This is a genomic window from Herbaspirillum sp. SJZ106, from assembly GCF_006715495.1.
Lineage (GTDB): Bacteria > Pseudomonadota > Gammaproteobacteria > Burkholderiales > Burkholderiaceae_D > Herbaspirillum.
This window is the reverse complement of record NZ_VFNI01000001.1, coordinates 413,071-425,458: the sequence shown is the minus strand read 5'-3', so window position 1 is coordinate 425,458 and position 12,388 is coordinate 413,071. Positions and strand designations below refer to the sequence as shown.

Below are 12,388 nucleotides of genomic sequence, written 5' to 3'. Positions count from 1 at the left end.
TTCTGTCTGCAGTCTATTCATGGCGCTGAAGGCAAACCATAGATGTGGCGGGATTCACTCCAAGTCTAGATCGTTCCAGCAGCAAACCAATAGAACGAATTAAGCCGGTCGTAGTATTGCGTGTAATCGCCGAAACCACGCATGGCGAACTCCTGCGCCACCAGCACCACGATGTCGAACGTATCCGTATCAGGCTTGAAGTAAATCTTGTACTGCCTCGGCTTGGGGATGCCCCTTGAAGACCAGTAGCTTTTCTTGTTGAAACGCGCCTCTTCCAGATTCTTGGAGACGTACTTGCTGATATAGCTGGCGATGCGATGCGCCGAGTTACGGCCACGCGGTCGTGTGAAATCAACATTGCCATTGTCCTTTCCGACGACACGACGCCACATCGAACGAATCAGGTTCCAACTCCGCACCCGGACACCGTGTTCGTTCTTCAACCATGCGGGGAACTGCTGGCATGCGATATGGACATGCAAAGCACCTCTCTGCTGCACTTCCAACGTGGCGACATAGTGGAACTCGCCCAGCGTACGCAGACGCTCCCGGAATGCCTTAAAGTCTGCCTCTACCCGTGCGTAATCCGTCATGCACTCCCGATAGGTCAACGTGAGCAGGCAATCAGCCTCCAACATCTTCGCCAGCCTACGCACTTTTGTCTTTGCGCGGCGTGCCGCCACGGCCTTAGCTTTCTCATGATCACCCTCACCGCGCTTGGGCAATTCCCCGGCTTCCGTTGAGTGGTCAAATATCTGGCCATCGCTGTATGTCTGGTAGCCCTCATCAAGAAACACCTCGATACCCTTTGGAAATTCCGTTACTGTGAGCGTTTTCCAGCTGCGTTCGTCAACTCCGGAAAAATAGGAACCCAAAGACGCTTTCAGAGTTGCATTCGCTGCTGCCTTGTCTATACTCGCGGTAAGCACAATCCCTCCTAAATGCTTGGTTGTGTGAGCCCGGCAGCGTTGGCGCGCTGATCCGGGTATTTTTACGTCCCTACAAAGTCACTTCCCAACTCCCCGCAAAAGCGGTGTTTTCTCTCTTTTTCCTTAAGTGTTCTAGGTACAAGTCTAGGCGCTCGCTTCGCTCGCGCCGTCCGCGCAAGCTGCGGTCGGCGCGAGCGTTCGAGCACATGCAAGCACTCACCGCAACATCAACGACAACCCCGTACACCCTAATCAGTCGGCACAAGTGCCGATCCGGTTAGCCCGGTCCTCTCTTCGAACAAGCACCGCCGTTTTCCTGAGTTCCTCGCCTTATCGGTCAACGATAGGCGGCGCGTCTTTTGCTGCAAGGGGGTATTCGTAAAAGCGCATACCCCCGCGCTTTTACAAACCTTCCCCCTTGCAGCAAAAGCCTATTGCGCCGCCTATTCGATGACCGGGCGAAGAACTCGGGAAAACGGCGGCGGCATAGCGCAAACATGACCGCTCTAACCAACCCCAACGCGGGGCTCCGAATCTAGGAACCCGGTCAGCTTGAAAGGCGAACACCATGGAACAGATTGAATTGCCATTGCTTCACTTCCCTTACCAGCCTTACCTCGCGCACTTCAAGCGCACCCACAAGCCGCTGGCGCCATCGAACTTTGTCGTGCCCTGGAAGCAGCTTCGCTTGACGCTGTACGTGCGCAATCTTGTGCGCAAGGGCGCGGCCTTCATCTGGACACGTGCCGATGGCCGGCAATTCTTCTGCAAGACCATGCGCCAATTGGTGGCGCGCATAATGGACTATGATGGTCACATCTTGCATAGCATTTTTAAAGGGAATGGCAGGCTCATTAAGACGGTTTGAAGTAGGGATACTTGCAAAATGAGAAGAACCTCGTTTTCCCCTTCCCCTCTGGTGGTTGAGCGTATCCAATCCTGCAGGAACAAGAAGTCGGCATGCCCGTCACTCTCTCGGTTCTCGGTAAGCCTACCAATCACGACGATGCCCCCAAACGGGGAGCGAGAACGATATACGTACCCCTAGCTCGCCCGCTCGATCCGATTCTTGGCTCGCGGCCTCATTTTTCCATTGGTCGTCAAATAATTGCCCAATGATTTATACGTGACGCGCTCTTGCGCAGCAAAGTTCGCCAAGCCACCTGCCTTTTTAATTAGCCCTGGATTGGCCTCCACTTTCCGTAGCAGGTCGATAGTGATAGGGAGAAAATGCGATCCGTTCGCCGTGTCGAGTCGATTCCTAGCGTGCGGCTTCAGACTGCCATCTGCAGTGAAATAAGCGGTCAATGCAATATACGAGACGTTCTCCTGCGCAGCAAAGTTATCCAAGCCACCTGCCTTTTTAATTAGCCCTGGATTGGCCTCCACTTTCCGTAGCAGGTCGATAGTGACAGGAGGAAAATGCGATCCGTTCGCCTTTTTGAGTCGACTCCTGGCTAGCGGCCTCAGACGGCCATCAGCATTGAAATAAGTGGTCAATGTTTTATAATTGACGCGCTCTTGTACAGCAAAGTTCGCCAAGCCACCTGCGTCTTGAATTAGTCCTGGGTTGGCCTCCACTTTCCGTAGCAGGTCGATAGTGATAGGGAGAAAATGCGATCCGTTCGCCTTTTTGAGTCGATCCTTGGCTGGCGGCCTCAAAGTGCCATCGGCACTGAAATAATTGCACAATGATTTATATCTGACGCCCTCTTGCGCAGCAAAGTTCTTCAAGCCACCTGCGTCTTGAATTAGTCCTGGATTGGCCTCCACTTTCCGTATTAGATCAATGTTGATAGCAGCATACCTTTTGGAAATTTTTACAGGCGAAAGCATGAGTTGCGCATTCTCCGTATTGTCTGCGCTCCGCTTTCTCATCTTGGGCGGTGGCACTCCTTTCAGGGCATCTTTAATGACCTGAGGCGTTTCTGTCCGTGCCGGTCGTTGTGCTAACGCCGAGAGTTCAGGAGACTGGCATTCCGGTAAAACATCACGCAACATTTTCCGTGTTTCTGGCAATGGCGCCACGTTCTCCAGTCGCGCAGCAAAGTTATTCAAGCCACCTGCTTTTTGAATTAGCCCTGGATTGGCCTCCACTTTCCGCATTAGATCAATGTTGATAGCAGCATTCCTTTTGGAAATTTTTACAGGCGGAAGCATGAGTCGCGCATTCTTCGTATTGTCTGCGCTCCGCTTGCTCATCTCGGGAGGTGGCACTCCTTTCAGGGCATCTTTAATGACCTGAGGCGTTTCTGTCCGTGCCGGCCGTTGTGCTAACGTCGAGAGTTCAGGAGACTGGCACTCCGGTAAAACATCACGCAACATTTCCCGCGTTTCTGGCAATGGCGCCACGCTCTTCAGTCGAAACGGGGCGGAATGCGCAGCGAGTGAGCCTTTCGAAGTACCAGCCCTGTTTGCACTGTTGAGCAGATCTAGGCCTGGCTGCATCAGGTTGCCATTTGAATCCAAATAAGTAACCAATGTTGCATACATAACGCGCTCCTGCGCAGCAAATTCAGCGAGGCCACCTGCTTTTTGAATCAGCCCTGGGTTGTCCCGCACTTTCTGTAGTAGTGCAGTACTGACGTGAACAAAAGCGAAGCCATCCGCCAGGTGGATTCGATTCTTGGCTTTCTCCGTCAGGTCGCCATCTGGAGTTAAATAAGAGGCCAATTTTTCAGGCATAACGCGCTCCTGCGCAGCAAACTCATCGAAGCCACCTGCTTTTTTAATTAGCCCTGGGTTGGCCTGCACTTTCCGTAACAGGTCAATGCTGATAACAGTATTCCTTTTGGGAATTTTTACAGGCGGAAGAATGAGTGGCGCATTCTCCGTATTGTCTGCACTCTGCTTTCTCATCTCGGGAGGTGGCACTCCTTGGAGGGCGGCTTTAATGACTGGAGGTGTTTCTGGCGGTGACGGGCGTTGCGCTGACATCTCAGATTGCTGAGACATCCACTGCGCAAAAAGATCTTCCCCACGTTGTTGTGACCCTGGCTGGAAATACAACGGTTCAATGCCCAGCGGGACGGAGTTCACATCGCGTACGTTCTGCGCAAGAGACATGTGCGAAGAGGAAGCTCCCGCCACTGTCGGCAACGTTCCATGATTGGGCGCGTATGTTGGGCTTGGAAATTGGGGAATTGGAATGGCGGAAAAATACACACTCGCTCCTGACGCCGTGCTCACTACACAGCTTGTTTTTTATTGATCAAAATTTCCCCATCCATCTTTGAGTAACAGAGGGGGCATCCCCCCCATCCTATAAAATAAGATGCCTACCAGCTTTCATATTTCGCTCAAATCTTGTGTTTTGTATTGACGTGTTGAGGCACGTTGTCACGTTAAAGCCTCAGCACCTGCAACACCAATAGCACTTCCGTACGCCCCTTCGATGCGCTATGCCCGTCGAGGAAGCGTGGCAGCCAGCCGGGGCTATTCCTGGTCGCTGCATCCGTGTCCTGCACCAGACCACCCAACACGATGACTTCGCCGTCTTTCATACTCACCGTCGTTTGCATCTGCCGCGTGTTCTTCGTCGGCGAATTATTCACGCCCGTTGTCGTCGCCACGAAACTCGACATTTGTTCTTGCAACTCGACCTGAATCGCATCGGCCATGACGGTTGGCCGCACATCGAAGATTAATCCTGCATCCTGATACTGCACCGATTGCACCGGCGTCCCGCCCTGCCCCTGATAGCTGATACTGCCGAGCGTCGGCACCTGCGAGCCGACATTGAGCCGCACGCGGTCGCCCGACAGTACCCGGACATGCGGATCGCTGATTTGCGTGAATCGCGTATCAGCGTTGAGCGCCGAAATCACAAAATTCAGAGAACTGGACGAGAACCGCAGCGCAGTCGGATCGGTATCCGTTGGCCCGTTCGTGGCCGACAACGAACCGCCCACGCCGTTAAATAGCTTCGCCACCAGAGAAAACGCCGAGTTCTTGTCGGCCGTGTTGCTGACCTCGAACACCCAGCCACGCACCATTACTTCTCCCGGCTTTTGATCCAGTTCGGGTAGCAGCTTGACCAGGTCACGCACTTCCGAAGCTTTACCGGTGAACACCAGCTCATCGGCCTGCGACAGTTTGTCTTGAGGGAGGCGGAGTAAATCAGCCGAGGCCGCTGCGTCAGGTGTTTCTGCTGAAGGCGGCACCGCATCCGAGGCGGGCAGCATTCCGACTACTGTATCCGACGCATTAAAACGCCCAGCAAACAACGGCTGTAGCGCCTTGGCCAAGTACGCAGTCGTGCGGTAGCGAGGCCGATACACGAAGGTTTCCCGATCCACTGGTTCGCCTTCATTAGCGGGTTTCTTTGACACGAAATCTACGCCGTCGCGTGTTTCGACCTTGAACCCTTGCGAATCAAGGAACACCTTCACGAACGCACGTAAATCGCCCGCGGTGGCGTCATAGTTGAACGACACCAGCCGCGTGTCTTGTAAAACGTCTGAGTCGATCACGTGAGGCGTGCGCATCGCGTCGCCGTATAGCAAATCCACTAGTTGGCCGACGCTGACATAACGCAGATCGAACGCGCCGCTCTTCATGCGGTGCAGCGGCTTCAATGGGGACATGGGCGCAGCCTCGATTGCGGTGGGCGTCAGCACCGGCAGGGCCGGAACCGCTGTATTTGATCCCTGAGGTAACGGCGGCACGTCCGCTGCCATGACCGAACACGCCACCCAAACTCCGCACACTACCCCGATCAACCGTTTCATTTACCTACCTCCATTGCGTTCTTGCCCGCCCCGGTCCAAGTGGTCACCCGCTCACCGTCAACCACACCCGTGACGCCCAGCGTCTCACCCCGGAAACCTTGTGCAGATTCGCGCCGCAAGCGCCCTTGTGAATCCGTCAGCAGCACATACCCGCGCCCATCGATGGCGTACTGGCCCGCTACCCGCCATGTACCGGATGCCTTGCTCTTGTCCGTCCCGGCCTGCCCGGTTCCTGTGCCACCAGAAGCCCCAGAAACAGCCTCCAGCGATCCAGCACCACCCACGACGCCGAAGCCCGTCGAGACGCTATTAAATCCCTGCCACGCCATCGTCACGGCCACGACCAATGCAATCGGGATGATGAACAGCGCTTTCGGGATCACCGCCTTGGGCTTGGTGTGCAGCTCGGCGCTGGTGTACAGATCGAACACGTTCTTGGGGTAGCGCCATGGCGTCTTGACCGCATCGCGCAAGCCGCTATTGGGGTTATGTGCGTGATCCCATTGGTACAGCATCGCCCGATTCCCACCGAACAAGCGCCGCACGTGCACGTGATGCCCGACCAAATCGCGGATGGTCTTATTCATCCGGTTCGGATGCTGCGTAATGACGATCATGTCCACGCCAAAGTGGCGATGTACGTGCAGTTGCTCGATGGCCTCGGTCGGCTTTACTGAGGAGGAAACATTGGGCCAGATACGCTGCACTTCATCGATCACGATCAGATCGTTCGGTTGGCAATGCCGATGCCATTCCCGAATCCAATCGTCATCGACGGGTTCGTGATCGATCACCAGATCGCGGATGCCGTTGACAATGACCCGCCGCCCGGCCTTGACTTCTTTCTGTAACGACGAGACCGCCCACAAGGTCTTGCCGCTTCCCGGCACTCCGGTAACGAGTGTGATTGCCATTATTTGATAAAGAATTTCTTGAAGCCAGACGCACCTGCCAACGCGACACGTGCACTGATGCCGCCGCCGATGTAGCCCAACCCCTGAAAGATGCCGCCCAGCGCCAGCACGTTGGCCAGATCGACCGGTAAGCCACCCACCGATGCGGTGAGCCAGCCCATGGCCTGATTCACGGCCAGATCGATGCCGCCTACGGTCAGTACACCGACGCCCAGCGCGATCAAGGCCCGAACGATCAACGGGCCGACCAGACTCAACAGCCATGATGCCCAGGTCATGCCGCCACTCCCAGGGCAACGATCAGCACGGCGCCTAGCGCGCACAGTGCCAGCACCAATGGCCGCAGGTCACGCACGACCGAGCAGAGCGGATCGAAGGAAAATGAATAGTCCTTGTCGAGGATTGTGACGACCTTTGGAGCGGGACATGCGCCATTGGCAGGCCCGATCTTCCAAGGCGTCATCGACACCTCGGTTGAGCTCGACGGAAGCGCAGGCGTATCGGGCGGCGGATCGCCCAGCGGCGCGCATGCCGAAATGAAGGGGAACAACTTGCACAATCCGGGACTGGGCGTTGGAGTTGGATCAGGTCTAGGATCAGGATCGGGCCAGGAATTGCGATTCACATTGATACCAATCGGAATGATTTTCGAACCCTCCGGCGAAATACGCTCTTGGACTACGTCATTCCAAGACAACATCGGCGCCGCAGATGCGATATCCGCCTCCGACACCGGATTGGCAGCTTCATAGGGCAGCCCGTCATAATCCGGTTGTGCGGCCGCTCGTTCCCAAAGCTTATCGACTACCGTCGCTAACAACCCTGGCGGAACCGGTTCCCGCAACATCCCCGGCGCCAGCCGCAAATCCTTGAGATCGCCTTCCTGTTCGCCGATGTAAGCGAAATTGCGCCGGATGCTAGCAAAGCCCGTTTTCTCATAGGGATACCACCCCAATTGCTCTCCATCCGAATCAATCGCCAATGTTTCTCCTGAAACGTCGATTTGATACGTACCAGTCGAATACACACTCACCTGGTAAGTCATCTTGCGATATTCGTCTTTTGGGAAAAAATCAGGATCGGCAAGCCACTGCCTCGCATACTGAGCGGCACAATCTGATTCATCCACGCACCCGGCTACCCCATAGGAATTGCGCCAATGCCGTGTGTAATACTTGAACTGCGCAGGAACAGCGCGCTCTTCAAAATTGGTCCACGATCCGGGGTCAATCGGCTCGGTCGGTTCTTTCGGTGTCAACTTGAATTGCGGTTTTTGTGGTGTTCCGGTTTGCGTCAGCGTATAAATCCCCCAGCCTACTCCGCCCACCACGGCAAGCGCACCTAAACCAATCAGCGCACTCGCCCATACGGGCGCACCGAACAACGTTGCCGCCGTACCCGCTATGAAACTCGCATCGTTAGCTGCGTCACCGATAAAATTCGCCGTGCGAAGAAACTTGGCATCATTCGCAGCAACGTCCACTGCGCGACGCGCAAGATTTGACCTGACCGCCCGCGCCACAAGTCGATTCATCGCCCCACCAAAGACGGGTTCGACCCACTGCGCTACCTGCGCTTGTGCGGCCTGCTGTTGCACCAGCATCGCTACTAAGGCAAATGCCATTACGATTTTTTTACACATGGCGCTCAACCAAACAGGATGAAACCGACAAGCCAGCACGTCGCAACCACAATCGCCACACATTCGTAAAACCATGTCATTACGTCTCTCCTGTCGAATTCAGAAAATCGCGGATCACCCTGACGCCCCACGCCACCGCCAGCACCCCGAGCATCGCCCCGCCGATTTGCAAACCAACCAACTCGCCACCCGGCACCGGTTGATCGCCGGCCAGCGTCGAAACTTGCACGTACAGCGTGTTGCCGTTCGAATCGTTGCCGCAGCTCACCTGCTGCGCATTGACGTAGGCATACGTCACGCCATCCACGCCACCCGGCCCGCATACGATTCCCGACATCGCCATCCACACCCCCACTCAGAAAAAAGGCGTCTAGTTACCCAGACGCCTTGCTCCTTCTCACACCACCGATTAACGGCCAATAAAACCCTTGACCGTGCGATAGCCCCACGCCACCACCACGACACTGAGCACCGCCGCGCCAATGGTCACGAGGGACACGCCTACGCCAGTGAGCGATGTAACAGCACTCGTCACATCCACTGTCGGCGCTGCGTCACCCGCCGCAAACGCTACCGTTGACACGCCTGCGGCACCTGCGGCTACCGCCGCTTTGTTGATCCAACTCTTCATCTAATCTCCTCTAGGTTACGGCCCCATCAAACATCGTTCCCGTGGGCCAAGTGAGAACGACGAACTTTCTGAATAGGTCAGGCGGTATCGCCGACACCAGGTTTATACCGAGAGCGGCCAGTGCTAATTTGACGAGCAGACTGCTGATGTAACCGATGAACAGGGAAAAGACGCACGCCACCCTCACGGCGATTTTCACGTCACTTCCCTGCATTCGATTTTCCGTTCTGCACCCCGGTATTGAAGCAATTGGACTGGCCGTTGCCGGAACTCGCGCTGAGTTTGCACATTGGATTTAGGAGCCAGAGTTGGTGGACGCCCATGACGCTTCGCTCCGAACATGTCCATCGTGAACTTACCCGCCGGTTGCTTCATTCCTCGTCCGTCTCGATCTTGCCGGCTGGAATAAGAGAGAGGATGCGCGGCACCACGATCCGATCATGAGTAACTTCCAGCTCAATATGGGCAAAGTAGAATCCTGACTGGGCCGTTTTCAGACCAGCAGCCAGAATCATCTCTCCACGTCTTTCGCCATCCTCAAAACCACTCACCACGCACTCCGCACGTAGCGAATCGAACGGCAATCCAGTTTTGGAATTGGTAGCAACGACGCTACGGACCTCCAAAATTTGAATCAGATGTTTCCTATCAATGTTGAGCACCTAAGCCTCCTAAAAGGAGCAGTGGGCAAAACGACCCGCTGCGGTTGATTACGCCTTTGCCGCCTCTCCTGCTGCTTCTTTCCCAGTGGGCTTTGCCCCATAGGGATGCAGCCCAATGACGACCGGCACCACTTCGCATTCCCAGTTCACATCAAGGCCAATTTCAGCCAAATACTTGCCCGGACGAGTTTCTTTCAGCGTATTCGGCAACAGAAGTTGACCGATGCGCACGCCCTTATCGGGGCCGGTCACGACGCACTGCGCGCGGTACATATCCCAGGGCTGCCCGGTTTTACGGCTGATGCCAGAAGCATGAGCGACGGCGACGATATCAATCAGATGAGAGTTCACGATTGCGGACATAGCAGTTCCTTTCGATGTTAATGAAGCGTTTAGTTGCCGTTCTGAAAATGTTTACTTGTATAGAGTTTGTATAGATAATGTTTATCCATTCGGAGTAACGCCAAAACATGCTACTCCACACAGGGTAATCCAAGATTACTCCGTTCGAGGTATATTTGCAAGAGGAAAATCGATGAGCTATACAGAAATTTTGAAATTGGCCTTGGACGGCAAGTCGGTGAATTCGCTTGCGAAACAATGGGGCATCCCGCAGCAAACGCTGGACAAGTACGCACGGGGTGAGCGTTTGCCAAGCTTCAAGGCAGCAAAAGCCCTCGCGCAAGCTGCTGGAATCAGTGCCGAAGAGATGCTGGAGTCGTTAGCACTAGAAGAGGAGGCAAGAAAGGGCTATAATCGCGGACTTTCCGCTGATGTAGCTCAGTCGGTAGAGCAACTGATTCGTAATCAGTAGGTCGACGGTTCGATTCCGCCCATCAGCACCAAAACAGAAGCGGCTTGCAGCGATGCAGGCCGCTTTTTTTTTCTCCGCAACCCCAGATACAAAAACCCATTTACAGCAAGAATTTAAGGATTAAATTCGATTCTGCCCATCGCACCAATGAAATCAAGCACTTAAGCCGATTCTTCGGAATTGGCTTTTTATTTTCCGCGTGCATGTAACCCCGACGTCTCCCCATGTTGAGTAGCAACGGGCTTTAGGTAACGGTTTTCTCCGTCAATTTCCAGTATAGGTTGCGAATAAGCGAGCAGACCTGACCCACTAGCCGACACTCGGCAATGGCAGCCTAAGATCCCAACCAATCGCGTTGAATCGTCTTGAATCGAAGCCAAGGATGGAACCGGCGCGCATGCCGCTCCACTCATCGATATTGGTGTAGGCGACATGCGTCGCGCACTCGAGGGCCAACAGTGTCCTGGACGGGGGTTCGATTCCCCCCACCTCCACCCGATGGCATCGCGATGCCTTGGCTGGCCTGACGGGCCGGTGCCATTCGGTGGGGGTGACCTGGTTTCGACAGGGTAGCCAGTAACCCGAGATACATCACGTCAGGCGACCGACGTTAATTGCGCACAACCACAATTGCAAATGACTCGCAATTCCTTGCCTACGGTACTTACTCCTAAGACCCGTTAGCCGAGTTTCCGGCCCCTTCGAAAGAAGGCTTGTGAACAGAAAGGCCGGACCTACTCTGTCGTTAGCAGCGAGAGAAATGTCGAGCGCAAGCGGGGGCTTCGGAAGTCTCCATAGTCGGCAACCGTAGAGGGCGCCACCTGTAGACTGGGGGCACGTTAAAGCTCCCGGCCCGCCTTCGCAGGGCCTTGAAACTCAGGGCGGCAACACCTCGAACACCAGGACCTGGGTGACTTGCGAAGGCTGGAAATTGTTATCCGAAATAAACACCAGGCTATCGTGACCGTTGGCCAGCTTCGGCCCCCATGCCACGCCTTCCAGGTTGTCTACCTTGTCGATGCCCAGCGTGTCGAAGTCCAGCACCAGGCGCTTGGCCGCGGGGGTCACATCGGTGGCCGTCTCCAATGATGGTATCCGGCCAATATCGCTGGCCTGGCTGACGTCCATCTCGTAGAGCCGGATATGAAACTTGAACACCCCGTCGCTGCCCTGCACGCCAGAGCGTTCCAGCGCCAGCAGCCGCCGGTCGTCCACCGCCAGGATTTCGGACAAGCCGTTGTCGGCATAGCGCCCGCCCGGGGCGAAACGGATAGCGTCGAGCATATAGGCGTACTGCGCCAGCAGGACGCCATCGCGGCCGTAACGACTGATGCGCACCGGCGCTCCCTGCTCCCGACTGGCCGGCGCGCCATCCTGGTACAAGGGACCCTCCATGCCCAGCCACAGGTCGCGGCCATCGGATGAAAAGCTGATTCCCTCGAACGACAGGTTGTTGCGCGAACCCAGTCGCTGCCCGGGATGAACGTCGAACATGCTGCCTACCGGAAAGTGCGCAAGGAAATTGCCGTTGCGGTCGGCCCGCCGCACGAATGGCGACATGCCGTGCGGCCGGCTACCCTCGCTGGCGTACCAGATGCTGGCGTCGCGGGGATCGATACGGATCGATTCGAGATCGGGGATATCCCCTGCCCGCCCGGGCCAGTCGGCCTTGCCAGGATAGAGCGAGCCATCGGGCTGCCTGAAGAACCTCACGTCTTCCACCGCCAGGCGATGAAAACCGGCCAGGTCGTATTGCAAGCGCAGCACGTAGAAGCGGGCCGGGCTGATCTCGGAGCGATCATCGCTTTGCGCCACCCAGGTATCGGTGGCGGCATCGTAGTCGATACCCGACAGGCCACCGATGACGGTGCCGCGAAATGGCTGGTTCAGCGCAATGCGCTGCTCACCCAGAAAGCGCAAGCTGCCGACACGATGGGCAGCTTGCGTCTCGTGTGGCGCCATCTGCGCGCAGGCCGCCAACCAAAGGCAGGACGCCATGAGCAACAAGCGCATGCACCAGTAAGAGCGTTTCATAAAAAACTCGTCAAAAGAAGACAAACACCAGA

General features: G+C 55.7%; 13 protein-coding genes, 1 tRNA gene and 1 other RNA gene. 4 read left to right on the top strand and 11 right to left on the bottom strand.

The window, feature by feature from the left end; genetic code table 11:
* Positions 1-65: 65 nt before the first annotated feature.
* Positions 66-929 (bottom strand): hypothetical protein, encoded by an 864-nt coding sequence (locus tag FB598_RS20630; protein WP_183405763.1) that lies wholly within the window; start codon positions 927-929, stop codon positions 66-68.
* Positions 930-1,497: 568 nt separating this feature from the next.
* Here FB598_RS20630 and FB598_RS01885 point away from each other — a divergent pair.
* Positions 1,498-1,797 (top strand): hypothetical protein, encoded by a 300-nt coding sequence (locus FB598_RS01885; RefSeq protein WP_141912147.1) that lies wholly within the window; start codon positions 1,498-1,500, stop codon positions 1,795-1,797.
* A gap of 176 nt (positions 1,798-1,973) precedes the next feature.
* On the opposite strand, the gene FB598_RS01880 is transcribed toward FB598_RS01885, so the two are convergent.
* The 9 genes from FB598_RS01880 to FB598_RS01840 form a co-directional block, all read right to left on the bottom strand.
* Complete coding sequence (locus FB598_RS01880) at positions 1,974-4,094, bottom strand: hypothetical protein (protein ID WP_141912144.1); 2,121 nt, start codon at positions 4,092-4,094, stop codon at positions 1,974-1,976.
* A gap of 179 nt (positions 4,095-4,273) precedes the next feature.
* Positions 4,274-5,659: a type II secretion system protein GspD gene (locus FB598_RS01875; protein ID WP_141912142.1), complete on the bottom strand. Its 1,386-nt coding sequence runs from the start codon at positions 5,657-5,659 to the stop codon at positions 4,274-4,276.
* A complete protein-coding gene (locus tag FB598_RS01870; protein WP_141912139.1) occupies positions 5,656-6,573 on the bottom strand; it encodes a zonular occludens toxin domain-containing protein in 918 nt (305 codons plus the stop codon). Before FB598_RS01870 ends, FB598_RS01875 begins: the two co-directional genes overlap by 4 nt.
* Positions 6,573-6,851: a DUF2523 family protein gene (locus tag FB598_RS01865; protein ID WP_141912137.1), complete on the bottom strand. Its 279-nt coding sequence runs from the start codon at positions 6,849-6,851 to the stop codon at positions 6,573-6,575. Before FB598_RS01865 ends, FB598_RS01870 begins: the two co-directional genes overlap by 1 nt.
* Positions 6,848-8,290 (bottom strand): virulence factor TspB C-terminal domain-related protein, encoded by a 1,443-nt coding sequence (locus FB598_RS01860; protein ID WP_141912134.1) that lies wholly within the window; start codon positions 8,288-8,290, stop codon positions 6,848-6,850. The genes FB598_RS01865 and FB598_RS01860 overlap by 4 nt, the downstream gene beginning before the upstream one ends.
* 4 nt (positions 8,291-8,294) lie before the next feature.
* A complete protein-coding gene (locus tag FB598_RS01855) occupies positions 8,295-8,552 on the bottom strand; it encodes a hypothetical protein (RefSeq protein ID WP_141912132.1) in 258 nt (85 codons plus the stop codon).
* Positions 8,553-8,624: 72 nt separating this feature from the next.
* Positions 8,625-8,846, bottom strand: coding sequence for a major capsid protein (locus tag FB598_RS01850; RefSeq protein ID WP_141912129.1), 222 nt, complete (start codon positions 8,844-8,846; stop codon positions 8,625-8,627).
* Positions 8,847-9,217: 371 nt separating this feature from the next.
* Positions 9,218-9,508 (bottom strand): hypothetical protein, encoded by a 291-nt coding sequence (locus tag FB598_RS01845; RefSeq protein WP_141912127.1) that lies wholly within the window; start codon positions 9,506-9,508, stop codon positions 9,218-9,220.
* Positions 9,509-9,556: 48 nt separating this feature from the next.
* Positions 9,557-9,871 carry a hypothetical protein gene (locus tag FB598_RS01840; RefSeq protein ID WP_141912124.1) on the bottom strand — a complete coding sequence of 105 codons (315 nt, stop codon included), beginning with the start codon at positions 9,869-9,871 and terminating at the stop codon, positions 9,557-9,559.
* Positions 9,872-10,043: 172 nt separating this feature from the next.
* On the opposite strand from FB598_RS01840, the gene FB598_RS20980 reads away from it, so the two are divergent.
* From FB598_RS20980 to ssrA, 3 genes are all read left to right on the top strand, one after another.
* A complete protein-coding gene (locus FB598_RS20980) occupies positions 10,044-10,322 on the top strand; it encodes a helix-turn-helix domain-containing protein (protein WP_141913323.1) in 279 nt (92 codons plus the stop codon).
* Positions 10,278-10,353 (top strand) — tRNA-Thr (locus FB598_RS01830). Before FB598_RS20980 ends, FB598_RS01830 begins: the two co-directional genes overlap by 45 nt.
* A gap of 374 nt (positions 10,354-10,727) precedes the next feature.
* Positions 10,728-11,067: a transfer-messenger RNA gene (gene ssrA, locus FB598_RS01825) on the top strand.
* 131 nt (positions 11,068-11,198) lie between these two features.
* Here the strand turns inward: ssrA and FB598_RS01820 are convergent.
* The gene (locus tag FB598_RS01820; RefSeq protein WP_141912121.1) at positions 11,199-12,356 is read right to left on the bottom strand and encodes an esterase-like activity of phytase family protein; all 1,158 of its coding nucleotides are present in this window, start codon (positions 12,354-12,356) and stop codon (positions 11,199-11,201) included.
* Between the last annotated feature and the right edge of the window lie 32 nt (positions 12,357-12,388).